Origin of the sequence: Pseudomonas emilianonis (genome assembly GCF_023072625.1) — a bacterium.
Taxonomy (GTDB): domain Bacteria; phylum Pseudomonadota; class Gammaproteobacteria; order Pseudomonadales; family Pseudomonadaceae; genus Aquipseudomonas; species Aquipseudomonas paraveronii.
In genome coordinates, this window is the sequence record NZ_JAKNRV010000056.1 from 1 (window position 1) to 21,418 (window position 21,418).

Here is a 21,418-nt window from a genome sequence, read left to right on the forward strand (position 1 = left end):
GTGGGCATTGTCGAGGTGTGTGGCGCAGATCAGCCGATGCCGGGCTACTGCGACCGCGACGCCGGCTTCTACCTGCGCCCGGACAGTCCGGGCATTTACTTCATCGGCTCGTTGAGCGGCGCCGAACGTGTGCCCATCGACCCGGATGCCTTCGATCGCACCTTCAGCGACACCCAGGTGTTGGCCTACCGTGACGGCGCCGCGCAACGCTTGACGCGTCTGCTGGGTGCGCAACCCGTCGGGCGCCGCGTGTCGTTCTTCGACGACACGCCGGATGGTAATCCGCTGCTCGGCCCGGACCCACGCGCGCCGGGGCTGATGGTCGCGGCAGGGTTGAGCGGGCATGGCTTCAAATTTGCGCCGTTGTTTGGGCAAGCAATTGCGCAGTGGGTGTTGACGGGGGAGATGCCGGCGGCGATGGCGCCGTTTGCGCTGCAGCGGTTTATCGATTGAAGGGCCGCGCTCAGGCTTTGGAAAACCGACCGCATCATCGAACGCTACAAGGCCGGCCTGGACGCTGCGCCGACCGACTTCTTCTTCGCCCACAGCACGTCGGCTTCCTTTGCGTTGATGGACCATGACGTTGTCGTCCATAACTGCGAACCGCTATTCACCTGCCTGGTGGCACGCACGTTGAAGCGCTATGCCGACAACGCCTTTGTTGCGCGATTTACCCATGTAAATGCCCTGAAAGTTGCCTGATCCAATGCTGTCGCGGCTACCCGGTGCGGCAGCGTAACCGTTTTGTGCGACGTTGGTTGCGCTTCAATCGACCGGCTGTTCGGTGGTAAAGTCGCCGCCATGAAACTGACCCGCTCAGACCGCTCGCTCATTGCCTGGACGTTGTATTTTTGCGTCCTGTTCAATGTGTTCGCCTGCGGTTTGGCGCACGGACAGACGATGGGCTTGGCGCTCAATGGGGTAGGCGGGCAGTTCTGCTCGTCTGTGGGCAGTCCCGCGCCGGCCTCGAAAGCGGATCCCGCCGATCTGTCCGCCAGTGGCTGGGCCGGGAGTTTTGCCTGTCCGATCTGCTCGGCTGTGACCTTGAGCATCGCTTTGCTGTTCTGTCTGAGCTGGATGCTGCGGATCGGGTCGGTACGCCGGCCTGACCGCGAACTGCGCTGCAAGGCCCCCCCGCGCTATTCCTGGCCCTCGGCCAATCCCAGAGCCTCCCCCGCACTTTGCGCATGACCGCGTTTGTCTAAGCCCCCTTGTGCCTGTCGACCCCGGTCAGCCAGGCGTTGCGGGGGATCCACGGTTAAAGGTGACACGGGAAGGAGCACACAATGGCTCATGTATTGGCACGTCTCAATCGCCGGCTACTGCCAGGATTGGCTGCGGCCGTTTACGCAAAAAAACACGCAAAGTTCGCAACTGCGCCAATCGGCCGGAGGTCGCCATGTGCGCGCTAGCCGTTCCATCGGGGGCTTCGCGATTGGTCAGCAAAGCCTCGCGTCTGCGTAATCAAGCGGACTTTTTGCTGCCGTTTCCGGATTACCCAGGCAATGCGCGCAGTTTCGTACACCTGGATGCCCGACTGTTGCCTTACTGGCACACCTTGTTCGATGTGTGCCCCGGCTTGCTCAAACTCGATCCGCCCGATGGCCTGAATATATTTCGCGGCTTCATGACCTGGGCCTATCGTAATCATCCGCCGTTGAACTGGACCTATTACCTGAGCGTATGCCGCTGGCTCCTGGGCTCCAAGTATCAGGCGCGGATCAACGAAGAGCACATCGAGTCGTTTATGTGCGCTGCGGCGGCACGCTGGATCAATAGCGATGACAGCCAGGCTCGGGGGCTGGTGTTGGCCTGGCAGGGCGCGCCGGAAATGGTGTTCGATTGGAAGCAGGCGCCTCGTCCGGTGCCCGGGCTTGAAGCGGATCTGGAGGAGTTTCCGCCCGTGCCCTGGGACTTTGCCTGGTGCCCGTTGACCGGCAAGGGCGGCGTGGGATTTCGCCGATGGTTGCCGATTCCTTGACGTGGTGTTGACCCAGGGGGCGCCAGTGAGCTGCGACAAAGCACCACACCTGATCAGCATTGATCGCTAGCGCCGCCAGCAGCGCGGATCGGGCCGATTAGCGCGCGCGATGTGCCAGATTGTCGCAGTTGTCGCCCTGAGACTGCGCTCATAAAGTGTGCAGGCTTTGAGCGGAGGCAGACACTTCCACGGTAGCTCGAGGCGCGGCATTTGAACCCGTTCATGTGCCGGTTGCCAGGCCCTCTTCCCAGAGGGCTTTTTTTTGCCTGATAAACCCGCTCATCACTCGCCCGCGTGCCGGTTTGGCGTTCATGAGCCAGGTTCATCGGGTTCGGTGCTGCGCTCGTTGCCGTTGAACGAGGAGCCGCAGTGCGACAGCCCGCCACAGTCAGGAGGGGAGAGCGCCAAGGCGCGGTTCTTCATTGTGCAGTGAGGCGCCGCCTGTGGTGGTTTGTCGCAGGTTAGGTGGCGCGCACTGGCATGCTAGATTCTGCGTCGACACGACATTTTCCCTTGGCAGGGTTTTGGTCGCGTTAATGAGCGCCAGGAACCGCATGGTTCCTGGCGCTCCTCGAGCCTCAACCCGCGGTTGCGGGCTCTGCAGATTAACGGTTGAAGCACGGAACATGTCCTGTCCACGGGCATTGCTGACGACATAACAATTGCAGGGATTCTTGCATGCTCTCCAACAGGTACCCGCAGCACGCTCGGCCCACCCTCGGCCTTCTGGTCTGCCTGTTTGCATGCCTGTTTCAAGCCCTGGCCTGGGCCAGCATGCCCGTGCCAATCGCCGTTTCAACGGGCGAGCGGGTGGTCATTTGCACGGCCAACGGCATGCAGAGCCTGTCCCTTGCCGACTTCAACGCCCGTACCGGGCAGAGCCAGGATGACAGGGAAGCCCCGGACGCCTCACCCGGCTGTGCGCTGTGTGCCTTTGTCGGCGGACTCGCCCTGACGCCTGCGGTTCCCGTTCTGCCGGCGTTCGTGCTTGGTCAATACCTTTATGCCGCGATCGCACACACCAACCCCGTTGTTGTCACCACCTTTGAGATTTCTCAGGCCCGGGCCCCTCCCAGCATCGCTTGATTTGCGCTCTCCACGCCGTCTCTGAGTGTTCGGGGCTCGGCGCTTTGCCTGATTTGTTTTGGAAGTCCTGTCATGCCTGCTATGACCCAGGTCGCGGCCGCCTTGCGCGTTGCCGAACCGAATACTGCGCGCCGTTTTCCTCAGACCCTGCCTGGCATCAAAGTCGGGCCGGACGTCGATCGGTTAGCGCTGTCGCTATTGGCCGTTGCGTGCGCGTTGTCTGTCACGGGTGCCTATGCGCAGCCCGTTACCGATGACGACGCGCCATTGCCCTACGAACTCGACAGCACGACGATCACTGCAACCCGCACCCCCAATAGCCGCTTTGCTTTACCTGCTTCGGTGTCTACCGTCGATCGCCAGCAACTGGAGAATGCCCAAGCCAATACGCTGTCCACTGTGTTGCGGACCTTGCCCAACGTGAATTACGGCGGTGGTCCCCGGGCCGCGTCGCAAAGCCCGGCGATCCGTGGTCTGCAGGGGCCAAGGATCATCCTCACGGTAGATGGCGCACGGCGTAACAATGATGGCGGGGTGAATACGCCCTTGCTGATCGATCCTGACTTGATCAAGCAGATCGACGTGGTGCGCGGCCCGATGTCTGCTGCTTACGGCAGTGGTGGGCTGGGCGGGGTGATGGCGATCGAGACGCTGGGCGTCGAGGATATTCTTGACCCGGGCAAAACCCTGGGAGGCCGGATCAAGGCCGGCTATCACAGTGCCAACGAAGAGCTGTCGAGTAACCTGACCGTGGCTGCGCGCGGTGAGCGGGCCGATATTCTCGCCAGTGCCACTTACCGCGACTACGGCACTATTCACACCGGGGCGAGTGGCGATGACGCGAAGTATCCGAACGACGGGCAACTCAAAAGCGGCCTTTTCAAAACCAGCTTCTCGCCGAATGAATTGAACCGTTTCGAGCTGGGCTACCAACGCTTCTCGGATGAGATGGTCGGCCCCACCAACCCAGGTGGCAACCTGCTGTTTCCGTTTTCGCAGAAGCTCCAGCGCGAGCAGGAACAGTACAACGCCAACTGGGCGTTCCAGGACGCCGAGCAGCAACTGCTGAACGGCAAACTGGCGCTCTACCAGACTCGCTTCACCCTTGATGGCGACAGCCGTTCGGTGCCCGCTCAACCCACCACGTCGACCCAGACCAAGACCCTGGGGGCCAGCCTGCAGAACAGCAGTCGCTTCGATGCGGGGGCCTGGTCGTCCCATCGGTTGACCTATGGGGTGGATGGCTACCGCGACACCAATGAAAACGCCTCCGACGGTCAGTCCAACAGCGTCCTGCCCAATGGGCAGATGCGTGCCCTGGGCGGCTTTCTACAGGACGAAATGGCTTTCCTAGACGACTGGACCCTGATCGCGGCCCTGCGCCACGACGACTATCGCCTGACGTCTCCCGGCCAGGAGGAATCCAGCCATAACCGGCTCTCGCCCAAAGTCGCCTTGAAGTACCAGCCCTGGGAGTTCCTGGGAGTATTTGTCAGCTATGGCGAGGCCTTTCGCGCGCCGACCATGACCGAGATGTTCGGCAACCTGAACACCCGGCGGGCGCTGTTCAACTTCCGCCCCAACCCCGGCCTCAAACCAGAAACCAGTAAGACGAAGGAAGTGGGGGCGACGCTGTCCTTCGACGACCTTGTGGCCGGTGGCGATAGCCTGCGGGCGAAGGTCACCTACTTTACCGAGGACGTTGACGACCTGATCGATCAGAAAGTGGTGGGCGTCTACAGCCGTCAGGCGCCGTTTGCCGGAACCGGCATGGTCTTTCAGCGAGTCAACGTGGCGCAGGCCGAGCGCCATGGCGGTGAGTTTGAATTGAGCTATCGCTGGCAGCGCCTGTCGTTGGGCGCCGGCTACTCGCGGTTGCGCTCCAGGAACGCCGAGACCGGTACTCAACTGTACGCGCCGCCCGACAAGTTTGTGTTGGGTAGCCAGTACCGTGTGGATGACAACTGGTCGCTGAATTACCAGGGGCAATACGTTTGGGCGCAGGACTATGACGCCACCGAGCTGCGGCGGCGCAAGGGCTATGTGATCCACGACATCGGCGCGGCCTATGAGTACAAGCAATACCGCGTCGACCTGGGGGTGAGCAACCTGTTCGACAAGGTCTACAGCACCTACCAGCAGTCCTTGGCCAATACCTTCACCTATGAGGAAGGCCGCAGCGTGAACCTCGCCTTGAGCGCACGTTTCTGACCCCCGGAGCCCAATTATGCGTTCATTATTTGTAAGCCTGGCCCTGACCACAGTGGCGTGCCTGGCGGGCTGTGCGACTCAACTTCCCGAGGCGCCCCCGGAACAATCGGTGAGCCTGAGCTTTGCGCTCGTGGCCGGTGAGCAGCCGCTGCGCTGTGGCGCTGCCTTTGGGCCTTTGGGGCGCGACCAGAAAAGGGTGTCGCTGCGCGATGCGCGGTTCTATGTGCAGGACGTGGCATTGATCGATGACACCGGCAAGCCCGTGCCCCTGCGCTTGCAGGTAAATGACTGGCAGGACGCCAAGGTCGCGTTGCTCGACTTTGAGGACGGCAGCGGTCATTGCGTCGGCGGCACGCCAGCGACCAACACCCAGGTCATCGGCAGCGTACCGGCCGGACACTATCGCGGCGTGAGCTTGACCCTGGGCGTTTCGCCGTCCCTGAATCACACCAGCACCGAGCTGCAAGGGGCACCGCTGGACCTGGCGGCCATGGGGTGGAGCTGGCAGGCCGGTCGCAAGTTCATCAAGCTTGAACTCGACCCCGAAGGCGGGGTCAGCAAAGCCGATGGTTCAAGGGCCAACACCTGGTACCTGCACCTGGGCTCCACCGGCTGTAGCGGCAACCCGGTGACCGGCGAAACGGTGGCGTGTCAGCGGGCTAACCGTATCCCTTTGCGCTTCGACGGGTTTGACCCGGCAACGCAAGCGGTGGTGCTGGATGTGGCCGCGTTGTTCCGGGACAGTCGCCTGGCCGTGGACGAGGGCGCCGCTGTGGGTTGCATGAGCGGGCCCACCGACCCTGAGTGCGTCGCGGTGTTCAAGCGCCTGGGGGTGTCGTTGAACAGCGGCTCGCCCCTTGAGCCCGCCTATTCCTCTGCGTTTTCGGCGCGTCAAAAGCCATGAATCGAGACTGCTTGCGGTTGACCGGCGGGCTGTTTTTGAGCCTGGCGCTGGCTTGGCCCGTGTCGGCCCAGGACTGGGCATGGGAACTGCCGTCCCACGTACCGGCGCCCCGGGTGCCAGAGGACAACCCGATGTCGGCTGTCAAAGTCGAATTGGGCCGGCGCTTGTTTTACGACCCGCGGCTGTCCGCTGACGGCAACCGTTCCTGTGCCTCCTGTCACCAGCAGGAACGCGCCTTCACCGACGCAAAGGCGCTTTCCGAAGGCGGTACCGGGCTGTTGACCCACCGCAATGCGCCCGGCCTGGCCAACAGTGCGTGGAACGCCACCTACAACTGGGCGGCGCCGGCGGTCGTGACGTTGGAGCGGCAGATGGAGGTGCCATTGTTCGGTGATGACCCAATCGAAATGGGGGTTAACGACGGTAATCGCCAACTGATCCTCGAACGCTTGCGGGCCGAGCCGTTATACCCGCCGCTGTTCCAGGAAGCCTTCGCGGATCAGGCGCAGCCGCTGAATATGGCCTCGGTGATCAAGGCCATCTCAGCCTTCGAGCGCTCTATCGTGTCGGTGGACAGTCGTTATGACGGCTACTTGCAGGGCAGGGCAGCCTTGAGTGGGGCCGAGCAACGCGGCATGACGCTGTTCTTTGGCGAGCGGGCCGAGTGTCACCACTGTCATGGCAGTTTCAACTTCAACGACCAGGTGGTGCACGCCAAGAGCCGGGTAGTGGAAACCCAGTTTCACAACACCGGGCTCTATAACATCGACGGGGCGGGCGGTTTTCCGTTTCCCAATCGCGGGCTCTACGAGAGCACCGCTCAGCCCCAGGACATGGGGGCGTTTCGCGCGCCCAGCCTGCGCAATGTGGCGGTCACCGGGCCATATATGCACGACGGCAGCATCGCCACCCTGGAACAGGTGATCGACACTTATTCTGCAGGGGGACGAGTCATCGAGAGCGGCCCGAATCGGGGGGATGGGCGACTGAATCCGTACAAGAGCGGGTTGATTGCGAGGATTGACCTCAGCCCGCAGGAAAAGCAGGACTTGCTGGCCTTCCTCAAATCCTTGACCGATGAATCGCTGCTCAACGACCCACGCTTCAGTGATCCCTGGAAGCACAAGCACTGATCCGAACCCAACCACGGCCGTTCCCGTCGGGAGCAAGGAGGTTGCCTGTCGTCAAACCGAAGCGGCGACAACCCTGCTGCACATACACGGCGAATTCGCCAAACCGCGGATATCCGCGCATTGAAAAGGAGCAACACCCGATGAGCATCAAAATCGCGAAAACACACACCCTGCAAATCGCTGGTCGTGCCGGTGCCTGCTGCGCGTCGTGCTGCGCCCCTCTTGGCGTGAACTGAAACATTCCCTCCACGGGGCTAGCGTGCCCGTGGAGGTTTCTAGACCAAGGAGGTGCAGGACCATGCTAATCGGCTTCAACTACACCCTGGGCGACACCGCGCCGCTGGTGCGAAAACTGTTGGCCGGCAGGCACATCGACTATGTCGAGCTGCTGATCGACAATTTCCTGGCCGTACCCATCGAAGAGCTCATGGACGGTTTTGCCGCCCCCGTGGGCTTTCACATCATGTTTTCCAAGTTCATCGAAAACGACACGCCCGCGCTTGAGCGCCTGGCCTATCGCTTGCGTGAACTGATCGACCGACTACGGCCGTTGTATGTCTCCGACCACGTGGCGCGCTTTAGCCACGAGGGGCGCCAGCTCTACCACCTGGCAGAGATCGACTACATCAACGATTATTCGCGGGTGCGCGAACGGGTCGACTGGTGGCAACAGGCGCTGGGCTGCCAACTGCTGTTGGAGAACTACCCTTCGATCATGGATGGCGGCCACGATGCGCCGGCCTTTCATGAACGGCTTTACCGCGATACCGGGGCCGGGGTGCTGTTCGATGCGTCGAACGCGGTCTGCGCACATCTCAACTGCGGGGTACCGCTGGAGGCCTGGGAGGGCGTTATCGAATCGTCATCGCATTTCCATACGGCAGGCTACAACCTATCGATCCTGCAGCCTCATCTGATCCTCGATACCCACGATCAGGCGCTGTCTGATGCCACCCTTGGCTTTCTCCAGCGTTACCGAACGCAGTTCGACACGCCACACGCGACCATGACCTACGAACGAGACCAGCGCTTTGACGAGCACGAGATCGTGGCCGACCTGCAACGCCTGCGCGGCGTCTTTGCGCCGCCGTCACAGGGGCTTCGGTCATGAGCGCACTGGGTTTATTTCCCCGAACCGACTCGGACCTGCTGCATGCTTTGAGCGTGCCTGAACGCCAGGGCGACTACCCTCGCGACTCGCGCGCATTCGTGCGTATCGACAGCAGCCTGCGGGTCTATTGGCACACATTGTTCGACATCTGCCCGGGCCTGCTGGAACTCTCGGGGGCCGATGGGCTGGCGATATTCCGTCCGTTCATGAGCTGGGCCGCCGAGCAGCGCTTGTCGCTCAACTGGACGTATTACCTGTGGGTCGATGTCTGGCTGCAACAATCGCAGTTCCGGCAGCAACTGACGCCGGCCTTGCGCTACAGCCTGATGGGCGCCTCGGCCGCGCGTTGGGCCACCGGTGATCGCTCTGAGTCGAACGGCATCATCCTGGCAGCCGCGAATCTGCCTGACCTGGTTTGCGCCTGGAAAACCCGTTCGCTAGAAGGCGCCAGGGAGGTCGAGCAGATTGAACTGTCCGAGCCGCTGCCGACGCCTGCGACGCCTTTTGGCTTTTTCACGGTGACCGGTCGCAACCTGGAAGAGGGATTTCCCGGCTGGACCGATGTGCCTCGTTGAAGGTCCGCTGACTCGCTACCACTTGTCGCGAACAGATCAGTGCTTGCGCACCCGGCTAAACATAGGTCGCAACTGGTGCAAGGCAAAACGTCGCAGACCGGTAGTCTAAGGTGATGCCCCGGGAGAATATCAATGACTCGACGCGCTTGCTTGGCCGCTTTATTGACGCTGACTGCCTCAACCGCATTTGGCGCCCCCAGTTACGATCATCTTTATGCGTTCGGTGACAGTTACTCTGACAATGGTGCAGGTCAAACCTTCACTAGACTATTGGCCACGCAGAAGGTCAAAGACGCACAGGAACTACCGGGCTCGTTGTACTGGAAGGGACGCTGGAGCAATGGCCCCACCGCCGTAGAGGACCTGGCTCACGCTTTGAAAACCGACTTGACCGACTACGGTATTGGCGGCGCCAAGAGCGGCAACGGCAACTACTATGCCTGGATGGAGCCATCTCGCGACACTGGGGTTTTTGGCCAAATCGCCGATCATCTGAACGCCGCGAAAACGCACAAAGCGGATCCGAATGCGCTCTATTTTATTTTCATCTCAGCAAACGATTTTTTTGAATGGGCTGACTTCTCGCACCCAGAATCGATTGACGTGCTAAGCCAGAACAGCGTGGCGAATATACAAAAGGCTACCGAGACGCTGATTGGCGCCGGCGCGAAGCACGTGATGGTCGTGGGGACTACGGATTTGAGTCATGTGCCGGCTGTGGTGCAGGGCAATCAAGTCAAGAATGCAACAGAGTACCAGCAGATACTCGAACAAAAGCTGCCCGCCGTGTTAACAACACTGGCTAAAGCCCATCACGTCAGTATTAGTTACTTTGACCACCTGGCCTTCAGCAACAGGCTTCGTGCAGCCCCCGATGTTGCGGGCTTGAAGGATCTGGATACTCCGTGCCAAGCCACCTATCCGGACGTCAAGCCGGTATGTGAACATCCCGATGCCCACTACTACTGGGATGAATGGCACCCGACCCGCAAAGTCCACACGCTGGCCGCCGAGGCGATGCTTGAAACGCTGAAGGCCAACCGCTGAGGTTCTCTATCAGGTCATCGCCGACGAGCGCGCCCAGGGCGGCGCGCGCAAATCACCAAGGCAGAGATATCAGTCAGTCTGAGGCGATCTAGCTAGCCCTCGCGCTTTTGAACTGGGCGCAATGGGGTAAATCATGCGGAAACAATCGCGCTTAGCGTTGGTGTCCCGAAGATGTGTTGCCCGGATGGCTAAAAACGTTAGGTGGCGCCTTCTCCTCGAAGACCGAATTAGTGCCGGCCCTGGAGTGGGCCGCAAGTGCGACGCGCGCCAGTGCAGGAATCGATTTGGAGTGAGTGCGAGTCATAATTGAAGCGCGATGATTTTCAACCGTGCGCTGACTGATTCCGAGCTCTACTGCAATGTTTTTGCTCGGCTTCCCTGCAAGTACCATGTCCATGATTTGACGCTGTCGAAAAGTAAGACTGTCGATGCAATGGGTTGCGTTCTGAGTCCACGCCATTTTTTTGTTTGCGTCCTGCGAGTGCTCCAGAGCGCGCGCGACTATTTGCAGAACCTCATTGCGACTAAAGGGCTTTTCGATGAAGTCCGATGCACCGGCCTTCATCGCATTCACGGCAAGTGAAACGTCGTGGCTGTCGCTGATCATGACAGTTGGCAGTTCATCGCCATTGCTTCTCAGTCGGTGGATGAGTTCAAGGCTTTGCATTCCAGGCAGGTTTGCATCCACCAGCAAGCACGCGCGTAGGCCGGGAGAGTATTCCTCCAGGAACGCCTCGCACGAAGCATAGTCCTGAACTCGATAGTCTTTGGATTCGAGCAAACTGCGGATGGTATTGCGAAAAAAATCGTCGCGATCAACGACGAATATGATGGATGTTTCTGTGTCGGCGGTTTCGGCTTCCTGGCGGCGTTCACCTTGGGCAATCACCAAACGCTGTTGTTCAAGCAGAGATGTAATGACGAAAATAATCTCTTTAAGTTTCGCTGGCTTGTTGAGCTGAGTGCAGTGCTCAAAGGCTACGTCCCGCGCGGTTTGATGAGAAATATCACCCGTGAGAATGATCGCAGGCATGCTGCGATGCAGTGTTTTGCGCAGTTGAGTGATGACTTGTAAGCCATTCAACGAGCCCGGCAAATTAAAGTCAGCGAGTATCAGATCAGGTTGCACGCCACCTTGGGTAACGCTTTCCAGAGCGGTCAGCCCGTCAACAGCCATCTCCACTTGATAACCTTCGGACTTGAGTAGCATGCCCAGTAGTTCGAGCACCTCGACATCATCTTCGACAATCAGGATCATTTCACCGTCGTGCGTCAGGGCGTTCTCTTTTAGATCTGTTTCTAGCTGAGCATTTGGTGACGAGATGGCGGGACGAGAAAACGTCACATCGATGGAAAATACCGACCCTCTGGCTTGACTTGATTGAGTGCGCAGTCGATGTCCTAGCACTGAGCACAGTTGCTTAACGATCAGCAAACCTGGCGCATTTGCCTGGACTGTGTGGTCGACAGGCAAGTAGCGTCCTGGGGAGGGCACCGGCTTGGACGTCTGCGTCCCTGTGCCGCAATTCCAGACTTCAATACTGAGCCACCCGCCGTGGCGGCGGCAGCCCAAGAGTATGCGGCCTTCATGGGTGTGTTGCAGCGCATTGGACAGCAAGATACGCAGCATCTGCTCAAGCAGGCGTGGGTCACTTTCTACGATGAGTTGACAGGGTACTACCTTGAGTTTCAGACCTTTAGCGCCGGCTTTGTAGCTGAACTCATCGGCGAGCCGATCCAGCAAATCGCTGATGCGAAAGTCTGAGGGGTTTGCTCCATTAGCGTCTGTTTCAATGTGGTTGATATCCAGAAGCGCGTTAAGCATTCCGGAGATTGCCCCCACCGTTTCGCCAATTCTCGCGGTCAGTTTTCGAGGTTTCTCATCTTTAAGCATTCCCAGCAACAGACCCTGCAACAACTTGAGCGTCTGCAAAGGCTGACGCAGATCATGGCTCGTCGATGCGAGAAAGCGTAACCGAGTCGTCGTCGCCTGCTTGGCTTGTTGCGTGGCCCTTTCGAGTGCCTGCGTCAGCTGTTTTTTTTCGCCCACCTCCGTAAAGGTGATGACCACGCCCTCAACACAATCGTGTTGCAGGTTGTAGGGCGAAATACGGCGGACAAAACTCATGCCATCACGTGACTCAACGTCTCGCTCCAAAACAACCCTGTCACGCATGACGGTTCTGGCGTCATCCAGCAGATTGAGATCAGTGGCCATGGGGCGAAGGTCTGCCAGTGGTCGCCCGATGTCTTGGCTAAGGATATTGAACAGCGGCTGACTGGCGGGCGTGAACAAGCGGATATTCAGATCTGCGTCGAGCAGAATGGCTGCAATGTGGGTGCTGTGGAGTACGCCTAAAGCAACCTGTGAGGCAGCCCGTTGCTGTTCCAGTGAACGCCGCAGCTGTTCGTTTTCACTGTTAAGTGAGCGTAGGCGGTCAAGGGGCTCCGTGGTCATTTGAGGTGTAGATGCCTTTTTCTGGCCCCGTGTTGCAGCGTCAGCTAAAGGTGGTCGTGTAGGCACCTCGGGCGTGGCCGTTCCCGCATCGAGTGGACGGCGAACTGGCATTGTGATTTTCCGTATCACTGCGTTCCGAAGGAACACCTCTGTTTTGAGACTACACCCCTTTGAGTGCTACGCAATCTCGCATTCGTGCGGCTAGGCCGTTTAAGGCGTTTAAAGGTGTTTAAGGGCGTTTAAATTGCGTCAACAGATGGCCGGTTAAACGCTATCTCGACTTTGCTGGGGAGAGACCGTTGATTCCGTTGCCGTCAGCGCCAATATCTGCGATCAGCGGTTCGCTGTTAACTGCGTCGGCCTGCCTAACCACCGGAACCTGAGTAGTTTCCGAGCCTGCTGCGATATCCCGCAAACGAATACCGTGATCTACGCAGTTGCGCCTAGTCAGCCCCGACTCTTCAGATTAAAAGGAGCGCCACCATGAGAGGACTCATTTCAAAAAGGCCGGACGTGCCAATGAGTAGACAGTAGCGCGGGGAGGCGTCAGTGTCGCGAATGAACTCGTAACCAGGCGCCTAAGTTGCATGGCTCTGCAGCGGACTTCGTAGCCCAAGGCAAGGTCAAGGCCGCTATTGAATGGCGCCCGCTGTCGGCGATCAACCCGCGTTTTTAGCGCCCTGAATGCAGTGGCGTTCCATCGCGGGCGATCATTGATTGGGGTGCTGTTTAAGAGGGTGAAAAACATGAACCGGTTGAATGCAGAGTCTGAACCGAGCAGTCGCCAGACCGCCGTGTTAACCGTGCGGCAGATGACGGAGGCTGACCGGCTTTCGGTTGCTGCCGGCGTGTCGTCTTTCGAGTTGATGGGCAATGCCGGAGCGGCTGTGGCGCGCGAAATCGGGTGCCGCTGGACTCCCAGGCCGCTGTTGGTTTTGTGCGGGCCAGGCAATAACGGCGGTGACGGGTTTGTCGTCGCGCACTTGCTGGCTGAAGCTGGCTGGCCAGTGCGGGTGGCAATGCTGGGTAGCCGGTTCAGTCTCCAGGCCGAGGCCAGGCAGCATGCACAGCGGTGGGTCGGGGAGGTTGAGGCATTGAGCCCGTCGGTACTTGAAGGGGCCGAATTGGTGGTGGACGCGCTATTCGGCGCGGGTCTTAGCCGCCCATTGGAAGGGCAGGCGCTGGACACCCTGGCCGCCGCCGGACGCGGCTGCGTACCGATTGTCGCAATCGATACGCCCAGCGGTGTGATGGGCGACACCGGGGAAGCGCTTGGAGCCGTAAAGGCGGTGCTGACCGTGACGTTTTTCCGCAAGAAGCCAGGCCACCTGTTGCTGCCGGGGCGGGACTTGTGCGGCGAAGTCATTGTTGCCGATATTGGCACGCCCACGTCGGTGCTCGATGCCCTCGCACCGTTGGCCTTTGAGAATCATCCCGCGTTGTGGCTGGCCGACCTGCCGCGCGTTCATGCCGATTCCAATAAACACAGTCGCGGGCATGCGTTGGTATTTGGTGGCTACCCGATGACCGGGGCCGCTCGCATGGCGGCCCGAGGTGCAGCAAGAGCCGGAGCGGGCCTGACAAGCATTGCCGTGCCTGAAATAGCGCTACCTGTCTATGCCGCGACGCTCAATAGCATCATGGTGCATCCCTGGGTGACGCCGGAAGACTTTGGTCATTTACTCAACGGCAGTCGTTTTTCCGCTTGGTTGGTCGGCCCTGGTGCCGGGGTCAACAAAGACACGTTTGGCCACGTCTTGGCGATGCTTGCAACGGCGCGGCCCACGGTGATTGATGCCGATGCCATTACGGTCTTTCAGGATGACCCTGCGGCGCTGGATCGTGCGATACAGGGGCCGTGTGTGCTGACGCCCGATGACGGTGAGTTCCGCCGAATCTTTGACCCCGCCGGCGACAAGCTAAGCCGTACCCGAGCAGCAGCCCTGCGCTGCTCGGCGGTGGTTGTGCTCAAGGGCAGTGACACCGTGATCGCGGCGCCTGATGGGCGGGCAATCATCAACAACAATGCGCCTTCAGCCTTGGCCACTGCGGGTTCCGGCGCCGTTCTGGGTGGCATCATTCTGGGGTTGTTGGCCCAGGGAATGTCGGCATTTACGGCAGCGGCGGCGGGTGTCTGGCTGCACGGCGCGGCGGCGGCCGAATGTGGTCCCGGATTATTGGCAGAGGATTTACCGGATTTACTGCCGATCGTTTTCCGTCGGTTGTACAGCTCTGTGGAGGCTTGTCAGGTACGCGACAGTGTTTTGCGAAATCGGTAGCCGTGAACCTTCGGCCCGAGTCTTTCACTTATTGATACAGGGCCTGGTCAGATGACGGACGATGCAGTAGAAAAAATTCTCGCGGCGCTCGGCGATGAACCACCCCACGAGCATTGGATAGAGGCGTTGAACAACGGCACCCATGTGCTGATTCGCCCGTTGCATCCACAAGACCGGCAACTTGAGTTCCAGTTCATGGGACAGTTGTCCGCCGAGTCGTTTCGAACGCGTTTTTTCGGGGTAATAGGGGCGGCGCAGGTGCCGCTCCTGGATCAAATGATGGACGTGGACTACCGCAACCGTACCGCTTACATCGCGATGATTCATGAGAATGGCCTGTTGTGTGAAGTTGGCATCAGTCGCTATGCCGTCGCAGCGGATGCCCAGCAGTGTGATTGCGCAGTGGTTGTAGCCGACCGTTGGCAGCGTCAGGGCGTGGGCACGCTGTTGATGCAGCACCTAATCGTTACGGCCCGGCAAAATGGTTTCAAAAAAATGATGTCGGTTCATCAGAGCAATAACTTTGGAATGCATCGCCTGGCTCGAAGCCTTGGGTTTCATGGCCGATACCCGGCGACTGGCGATGACGAAATTATTTACGAACTCGACCTGACACCCGCCTTTGGGTAACGCCTCAGTGAACGAAGCCGGAGTGTGCATGATGCTGATCACTACCCATCAAACCAGGCCTGTGATGTCGTTTCCATTACTGCCCCAACCATCGGTAAAAACCGCTGATCACTGCGCCATTCGCGAGGTGTTTTTATCGTCGGAGTGTTCTGAGCAGGTGTGTGAACGCTTCGATGAATTAATCACTCACACCGTGCGCATTGCAAAGGGCGCTGAGCTTTATCACGCAGGGGTCAATGCGCGGTATCTATATTTTGTGCGGTCCGGCAGTTTCAAAACTGTTCTAGTCGGCGAACAAGGGTTCAGCCTGGTCACCGGATTCCCCATGTCCGCAGAACCGATAGGGCTGGAAGCAATTACCGGCGAACCGCACGTGTGCTCGGCAGTCGCCCTGGAAGACAGCGAAGTTTATATGATCCCTTATCAGCGCTTGGAACAGCTTGCCCGCGAGGTGCCCTCGTTACGCTTGAGCTTGAGCAGAATGCTTAGCCGAGAAATTACCCAGGGCCAGAGCAGGCTATACACGCTGTGGCACTACAACGCAGAAGAGCGTTTGGCAATCTTCATGTTGGGGCTGTCCAAGCGCTTTGCGCAGCGGGGGTACTCCGCGCACCGCTTTCTGTTGCGTATGTCACGTGAGGATATTGCCTTGTCCATTGGCGTAAGGTCCGAAACGATTTGCCGAGCCATTGCGCGTCTGCGCGAAATGAGCTTGATGGCGGTCGAAGGGCGTAGCGTCGAAATCATGGATTTGCCTCTGCTGAAAGCGCTTTGCCAGCGTGGTCAAACACCTGAGTCATAAGCGCCAAAGGCGCGCTCAAGGGGCCACCGATCAATTAAATGCCCGAGCATCACTGCAAAGAGCCACTAAGTAGTTTCCGAACCTCCTGTGCCCGCATGACACCTGCGCAGCGCGATCGCGAGCCTTTTCCACCTTCTCCCGGCGTGGGATGGCCCTCTGACAACGGCGTTGTAGTGCTACTCAAGATCGCTTGTAGGTAGTTTCCGAACTACTCTGTAGCCTGTCAGGCCGCTAACTTGGGGCTCTGCCATTGTGGAGCCGGGTGGATATTTAGGCGTTGCGCGGCCGCCGCACGCCCGGGCGACCTTCGGCATCGTCTGTGCCCTCAGCTCGAGTGGGTGTCATTCCTCCACTCAATCGGCCAGTCGCTGTGTCGTTGATGGTTACTGTCGCTCGCCCAACGCCCCTGAACAGGCCTGGCTAACCTGCTGCTCCGGCACGCGCTCATTGACCGAGCAAGGCTGCACCCCGGCTCGCCACGACAACCGAACAGGAAGCTGCGAGATGACGCAACGCCAGGTGACGCCCGAGAGCGGTGCAGTGAACGTCGGCGTGGTGACTGCCGTGCGCGGCAGCGTTGTGGATGTTCGTTTCGATGCGGTGCTGCCGCCCATCCATACCCTGCTGCGCGCCGGTGATGCCGGCCAGGTGATCATCGAGATTTTGGCCCAGCGCGACGAACACCACGTGCGTGGCATTGCACTGACGCCCACCCAGGGGTTGGCGCGAGGGATGAGCGTGCAAGACACCGCAGGCCCGTTAAAAGCGCCGGTGGGCAATCAGATCCTGTCGCGCATGTTCGACGTTTTTGGCAATACCATCGATCGCCAGCCCGCGCTGGACGCCGTGCAGTGGCGCTCGGTACACCAGGCGCCACCGCCGCTGGTACGCCGCTCCACCCAATCCGAGGTGTTCGAGACCGGCATCAAAGCCATTGATGTGTTATCCCCTCTGGAGCGCGGCGGCAAGGCCGGCCTGTTCGGTGGCGCGGGCGTCGGCAAGACGGTGCTGCTGACCGAGATGATCCACAACATGATCGGCCACCAGGAAGGCGTGAGCATCTTTTGCGGCATCGGGGAGCGTTCACGAGAAGGCGAAGAGCTTTATCGAGAGATGAAGGCCGCCGGTGTGCTGCCCAACATGGTGATGATTTTTGCCCAGATGAATGAGCCGCCTGGGGCGCGCTTCCGGGTCGGGCATGCGGCATTGACGATGGCGGAGTACTTTCGCGACGACCAACACCGCGATGTGCTGCTGCTCGTCGACAATATTTTTCGTTTTATCCAGGCCGGTTCCGAGGTTTCCGGCTTGATGGGGCAGATGCCGTCTCGCTTGGGTTACCAGCCGACGATGGGCACTGAACTCGCGGCGCTGGAAGAGCGTATCGCCAACACTGACAGCGGCGCTATCACCTCTATTCAAGCGGTTTACGTGCCGGCTGACGACTTCACCGACCCGGCGGCGGTACACACCTTCTCGCACCTCTCGGCATCGATTGTCTTGTCGCGCAAACGCGCGAGCGAAGGCCTGTTTCCAGCCATCGATCCGCTGCAGTCCAGCTCGAAGATGCTCACGCCGGGCATTGTCGGCGAGCGCCACTACCGGCTCGCACAGGCTATCCGCCGCACGCTTGCCCAGTACGCAGAACTCAAAGACATCATCGCTATGCTCGGGCTTGAGCAATTGTCGCCGGATGACCGCAAGGTGGTAGCGCGCGCGCGTCGCCTGGAGCGCTTCCTGACCCAGCCATTTTTCACCACCGAGCAATTCACGAACATGCCCGGCAAGCTCGTCAGCCTGCAGGACGCGCTGGAGGGGTGTGAGCGCATCCTGGCAGACGAGTTCAAGGACTTCCCGGAAAGCGCGCTCTACATGATCGGCGCAGTCGATGAAGCCAAGGCGAAGGCCACGCCTGAGACCCCCGAGGAGCATAGTCATGCCGTTGATGACACTTAAAGTATTGCTGCCGTTCGAAATTTTCGCGGTTGAAAGGAACGTGTCGCGAATCGTCGTCGAGACGGTGCAAGGTTCGTTCGGCCTATTGCCCAGGCGCCTGGACTGTGTCGCGGCGCTTGTGCCAGGCATCCTCAGCTTTCAGAGCGAAGCCCACGGTGAAGTGTTCTTCGCGCTGGACGCAGGAGTGTTGGTCAAGACCGGACAGGACGTGGTGATCTCGGCGCGGCGGGCAGTGCGTGGCGATGATCTGTCCCGGCTACACGACGCAGTCGCGCAGGAGTTTCTGACACTGGATACGCAAGAAGTCGCCATGCGCGCGACCATGGCTCGCCTGGAGAGCGGTTTCATGCGCCGCTTCGCGTCATTACGCGATCGCCGGTCATGAAGCAGAACCCGAAGCGCCCACCGTCCACGCCTGTACCAGGCGACCCGACACTGGCCGAACAGGTCGGCGCCAAGGCTGCCCGTAAACTCAAGGCGCGCCGCAGCGCTACACCTGGCGTGTGGTTTGGGCTGGGCATGATGGGGTTGATCGGCTGGTCAGTGGTTGTCCCCACATTACTGGGCGCAGCCCTGGGACTGTGGCTCGACCAGCAGCACCACCCGTCCGGCGGCCGTTCGTGGACCCTGGCGTTGTTGGTGGCGGGGCTGACAATCGGCTGCTTTAACGCGTGGCACTGGGTGGCCAGGGAAGACCAGGCCATGCACGACGAACTCGATGATAAGGAGCAGGATGATGATTGACTACGGCAACTGGGTACTGGCTGGGGCGGGCGCGCTGTTGGCCGGTGGCGCGCTGGGTGGAATTTTCTTCGGCGGGCTGTGGTGGACCGTGCGCCACGGTGCCTCGTCGCCGACCCCGGCACGCTGGTTCCTTGGCAGCCTCATCCTGCGAACCGCCGTCGTATTGCTTGGCTTCTATGTCGTCGGTGCCGCCCAACCTGTGCGCCTCGGGCTGTGCATGCTGGGTTTCCTGGTGGCGCGTGCCGTCGTCATGCGCGTTACACAACCGACCGCAGCCGCCAAGGCAGCGCATTCGCCGGAGCATCGCCATGCGCCTGACGCCTGATGCGTGGATCTTTTGGCAGGATGGCTTCTTGAAGCTCAATGCCACGATTGTATTCACTTGGGCACTGATGGCAGTGCTGGTGTTGGGTGCAGCGCTGATCACACGCCGCCTAGCCACAGGCCACGAACGCTCGCGCTGGCAAAACCTGCTGGAGATCGTCGTGACGGCAATTGTCGGCCAGATCAAGGATGTCGGCCTCAAGCATCCGCGCCGTTACCTGGGCTTTCTCGGCACGCTGTTCCTGTTTGTCGCGGCTTCGGCACTGGGCACCGTGGTCCCTGGCTTCGAACCGCCCACCGCTTCGCTGTCGACCACCGTAGCATTGGCTTTGTGCGTGTTGGTGGCGGTGCCGATGTTTGGTATCTACAGCCAGGGACTTGGGGCTTACATGAAGTCGTACATGCAGCCGACGCCGATCATGCTGCCTTTCAACCTCATCAGTGAAGCCTCGCGCACGTTGGCCCTGGCGGTACGCCTGTTCGGTAACATGATGAGCGGCGCCATGATCATCGCCATCCTGTTATCGATCACGCCGTTTGTTTTCCCCATTGTGATGACAGTGCTGGGCTTACTCACCGGCATGGTGCAGGCCTACATCTTTACCATTCTAGCGGCGGTGTACATCGCTGCGGCCACCCGTAGCAGCACAGCGTCCACGAAGCCTGCACCGGCAGCGGGGTCCTGAGCCACTGCGACACCTCCTTCAACTCACATAAAGGCCCCTTATGGACTCTCTCACCTGGATCGCCATTGCTTCGATTGTCATGGCCGGCTTGACCACCGGCTTCGGTACCATGGGCCCGGCATTGGCCGAGGGCAAGGCGGTGTCCGTGGCGCTCACGTCACTGGCTCAACAGCCCGATGCGTCAGCGACCATCACGCGCACCTTGTTCGTCGGCCTGGCGATGATCGAGTCAACCGCCATTTACTGCTTTGTCGTGTCGATGATCCTGATCTTCGCCAACCCATTCTGGAATACCGCTATCGCGTCGGTTGCCCAGGCGGCAGGTAAATAGACCGTGCTCATCGACTGGTTCACCGTCGCCGCCCAAGTGCTGAATTTCCTCATCCTGGTGTGGTTGATGAAGCGTTTTCTGTACCAGCCGGTGCTGAACGCCATCGCTGCGCGAGAAGCGAAGATTGCTGCCGAGCTCAAAGACGCTGCCGACACCAAGGCCAAAGCCCACCAGCAGCAAGACGAGTTCGAGAAAAAGAACCAGTCTTTTGACGAACAACGGGCGGCCCTATTGAGTAAGGCCGTCGCGCAAGCAAACGATGAACGTGTGCGCCTGTTGGCCGAGGCTCGCAGCGCCGCAGACGCTGCACGTGAGATGAGCGCAAAAGCACTGTTGGCACACACGCAGGATCTGCACGCCAATTTAGTCCGTCAGACGCAACGACAGGTTTACGACATCTCACGCCGGGTGCTCGGCGACTTGGCGTCGGTCAGCCTGGAGCAGCGCGCTTGTGAGGTCTTCCTCCAGCGCCTGCATACGTTTGACGGACCTGCGCGAGACGAATTGGCTGCCGCCTTGAAGGCCACGTCCAACGACGAGCCGGCACGAGTGCGCAGCGCATTCGACTTGCCAGCCGCGCAGCAGAGCTTGATCCAGTCTGCTTTGGATGAGTGGGTCGGGCAGGCCATTGTGCTCAAGTTCGAGACCGCGCCTGAACTGGTCAGTGGTATTGAAATCAACGTGCAGGGGCTGACGCTGGCCTGGAGCATTGCTGACTACCTTCAAGCGCTGTCTTCAGATGTGCCAGAGCAACAATCCTCAACGGGGCGCACATGCCAATGATCGCGCCTGTCGACGCTACGCGGCAACACGCCGAGGAAGAGGCGTTCAGCCTTATCAGCCAACGACTCCAGGACTTCAAGCCGCATCTGGCCCTGCATGAAGTGGGCACAGTGGTCAGCGTGTCCACCGGCATTGCCCGTATCCAAGGGTTGCCGCACTTGGGGTTCGAGGAGCTGCTGACATTTCCCGGCGGTTTGTCGGGCATCGCGTTCAATCTGGACGAGGAGGGCGTCGATGTGGTGCTGCTGGGCGATTCGGCTCACCTGCGCGCCGGTCAAGAAGTACGACGTACCGGGCGAGTGATGGACGTGGCGGTGGGCGATGCGTTGCTGGGGCGGGTGATCGATCCGCTCGGCCGCGCCCTGGGCTATAACTCG

22 protein-coding genes and 1 pseudogene are annotated in these 21,418 nt (G+C 59.9%); 22 read left to right on the forward strand and 1 reads right to left on the reverse strand.

Translation table 11 applies throughout. From position 1 onward, the window contains the following. The 11 genes from L9Z73_RS08835 to L9Z73_RS08880 all read left to right on the forward strand — a co-directional run. The coding region (locus tag L9Z73_RS08835; protein WP_247398800.1) for an NAD(P)/FAD-dependent oxidoreductase at window positions 1–453 on the forward strand (453 nt) is incomplete at its 5' end. 348 nt (window positions 454–801) lie between these two features. After that, on the forward strand, window positions 802–1,191 hold the full coding sequence (locus tag L9Z73_RS08840; protein WP_247398803.1) for a DUF2946 domain-containing protein: 390 nt from the start codon (window positions 802–804) through the stop codon (window positions 1,189–1,191). Between the two features lie 208 nt (window positions 1,192–1,399). Then, window positions 1,400–1,981 (forward strand): putative natural product biosynthesis protein, encoded by a 582-nt coding sequence (locus L9Z73_RS08845; protein ID WP_247398808.1) that lies wholly within the window; start codon window positions 1,400–1,402, stop codon window positions 1,979–1,981. A gap of 678 nt (window positions 1,982–2,659) precedes the next feature. Beyond that, entirely contained in the window at window positions 2,660–3,067 is a 408-nt protein-coding gene (locus L9Z73_RS08850; protein WP_247398811.1) for a DUF2946 family protein, read from the forward strand. 72 nt (window positions 3,068–3,139) lie between these two features. Beyond that, window positions 3,140–5,278 (forward strand): TonB-dependent hemoglobin/transferrin/lactoferrin family receptor, encoded by a 2,139-nt coding sequence (locus L9Z73_RS08855; RefSeq protein WP_247398814.1) that lies wholly within the window; start codon window positions 3,140–3,142, stop codon window positions 5,276–5,278. Window positions 5,279–5,294: 16 nt separating this feature from the next. Next, window positions 5,295–6,182: an MbnP family copper-binding protein gene (locus L9Z73_RS08860; RefSeq protein ID WP_247398815.1), complete on the forward strand. Its 888-nt coding sequence runs from the start codon at window positions 5,295–5,297 to the stop codon at window positions 6,180–6,182. Beyond that, window positions 6,179–7,315 (forward strand): methanobactin export MATE transporter MbnM, encoded by a 1,137-nt coding sequence (locus L9Z73_RS08865; protein WP_247398817.1) that lies wholly within the window; start codon window positions 6,179–6,181, stop codon window positions 7,313–7,315. The genes L9Z73_RS08860 and L9Z73_RS08865 overlap by 4 nt, the downstream gene beginning before the upstream one ends. Before the next feature lie 140 nt (window positions 7,316–7,455). Continuing rightward, a complete protein-coding gene (gene mbnA / locus L9Z73_RS31300) occupies window positions 7,456–7,551 on the forward strand; it encodes a methanobactin (protein ID WP_345894157.1) in 96 nt (31 codons plus the stop codon). Between the two features lie 62 nt (window positions 7,552–7,613). After that, window positions 7,614–8,426 carry a methanobactin biosynthesis protein MbnB gene (gene mbnB, locus L9Z73_RS08870; RefSeq protein WP_247398820.1) on the forward strand — a complete coding sequence of 271 codons (813 nt, stop codon included), beginning with the start codon at window positions 7,614–7,616 and terminating at the stop codon, window positions 8,424–8,426. Beyond that, on the forward strand, window positions 8,423–9,001 hold the full coding sequence (gene mbnC, locus L9Z73_RS08875; RefSeq protein ID WP_247398823.1) for a methanobactin biosynthesis protein MbnC: 579 nt from the start codon (window positions 8,423–8,425) through the stop codon (window positions 8,999–9,001). Before mbnB ends, mbnC begins: the two co-directional genes overlap by 4 nt. A gap of 132 nt (window positions 9,002–9,133) precedes the next feature. Next, complete coding sequence (locus tag L9Z73_RS08880) at window positions 9,134–10,048, forward strand: SGNH/GDSL hydrolase family protein (protein WP_247398826.1); 915 nt, start codon at window positions 9,134–9,136, stop codon at window positions 10,046–10,048. A 151-nt stretch (window positions 10,049–10,199) separates the two neighbouring features. Here L9Z73_RS08880 and L9Z73_RS08885 read toward each other — a convergent pair whose 3' ends face one another. After that, on the reverse strand, window positions 10,200–12,617 hold the full coding sequence (locus L9Z73_RS08885) for a response regulator (RefSeq protein ID WP_247398829.1): 2,418 nt from the start codon (window positions 12,615–12,617) through the stop codon (window positions 10,200–10,202). A gap of 635 nt (window positions 12,618–13,252) precedes the next feature. On the opposite strand from L9Z73_RS08885, the gene L9Z73_RS08890 reads away from it, so the two are divergent. The 11 genes and pseudogenes from L9Z73_RS08890 to L9Z73_RS08940 all read left to right on the forward strand — a co-directional run. After that, window positions 13,253–14,785 (forward strand): NAD(P)H-hydrate dehydratase, encoded by a 1,533-nt coding sequence (locus L9Z73_RS08890; protein ID WP_247398832.1) that lies wholly within the window; start codon window positions 13,253–13,255, stop codon window positions 14,783–14,785. Between the two features lie 51 nt (window positions 14,786–14,836). Continuing rightward, window positions 14,837–15,415, forward strand: coding sequence for a GNAT family N-acetyltransferase (locus tag L9Z73_RS08895; protein WP_247398834.1), 579 nt, complete (start codon window positions 14,837–14,839; stop codon window positions 15,413–15,415). Between the two features lie 28 nt (window positions 15,416–15,443). Next, window positions 15,444–16,217, forward strand: a complete 774-nt coding sequence (locus tag L9Z73_RS08900; RefSeq protein ID WP_247398837.1) for a cyclic nucleotide-binding domain-containing protein — start codon at window positions 15,444–15,446, stop codon at window positions 16,215–16,217. Between the two features lie 504 nt (window positions 16,218–16,721). Next, the gene (gene atpD, locus L9Z73_RS08905; RefSeq protein WP_247398840.1) at window positions 16,722–18,173 is read left to right on the forward strand and encodes a F0F1 ATP synthase subunit beta; all 1,452 of its coding nucleotides are present in this window, start codon (window positions 16,722–16,724) and stop codon (window positions 18,171–18,173) included. Further along, entirely contained in the window at window positions 18,154–18,558 is a 405-nt protein-coding gene (locus L9Z73_RS08910) for a F0F1 ATP synthase subunit epsilon (protein WP_247398843.1), read from the forward strand. Before atpD ends, L9Z73_RS08910 begins: the two co-directional genes overlap by 20 nt. Then, on the forward strand, window positions 18,555–18,917 hold the full coding sequence (locus L9Z73_RS08915) for an AtpZ/AtpI family protein (protein WP_247398846.1): 363 nt from the start codon (window positions 18,555–18,557) through the stop codon (window positions 18,915–18,917). The genes L9Z73_RS08910 and L9Z73_RS08915 overlap by 4 nt, the downstream gene beginning before the upstream one ends. Then, complete coding sequence (locus L9Z73_RS08920; RefSeq protein WP_247398849.1) at window positions 18,910–19,242, forward strand: ATP synthase subunit I; 333 nt, start codon at window positions 18,910–18,912, stop codon at window positions 19,240–19,242. The genes L9Z73_RS08915 and L9Z73_RS08920 overlap by 8 nt, the downstream gene beginning before the upstream one ends. Then, window positions 19,226–19,927: a F0F1 ATP synthase subunit A gene (locus tag L9Z73_RS08925; RefSeq protein ID WP_247398850.1), complete on the forward strand. Its 702-nt coding sequence runs from the start codon at window positions 19,226–19,228 to the stop codon at window positions 19,925–19,927. Before L9Z73_RS08920 ends, L9Z73_RS08925 begins: the two co-directional genes overlap by 17 nt. Window positions 19,928–19,967: 40 nt before the next feature. Beyond that, window positions 19,968–20,258: a F0F1 ATP synthase subunit C gene (locus L9Z73_RS08930; protein WP_247398855.1), complete on the forward strand. Its 291-nt coding sequence runs from the start codon at window positions 19,968–19,970 to the stop codon at window positions 20,256–20,258. Window positions 20,259–20,261: 3 nt separating this feature from the next. Further along, the gene (locus L9Z73_RS08935) at window positions 20,262–21,041 is read left to right on the forward strand and encodes a F0F1 ATP synthase subunit delta (RefSeq protein WP_247398858.1); all 780 of its coding nucleotides are present in this window, start codon (window positions 20,262–20,264) and stop codon (window positions 21,039–21,041) included. Beyond that, window positions 21,032–21,418: pseudogene (locus L9Z73_RS08940) on the forward strand (F0F1 ATP synthase subunit alpha); the annotation flags it as partial. The gene L9Z73_RS08935 and the pseudogene L9Z73_RS08940, both read left to right, overlap by 10 nt.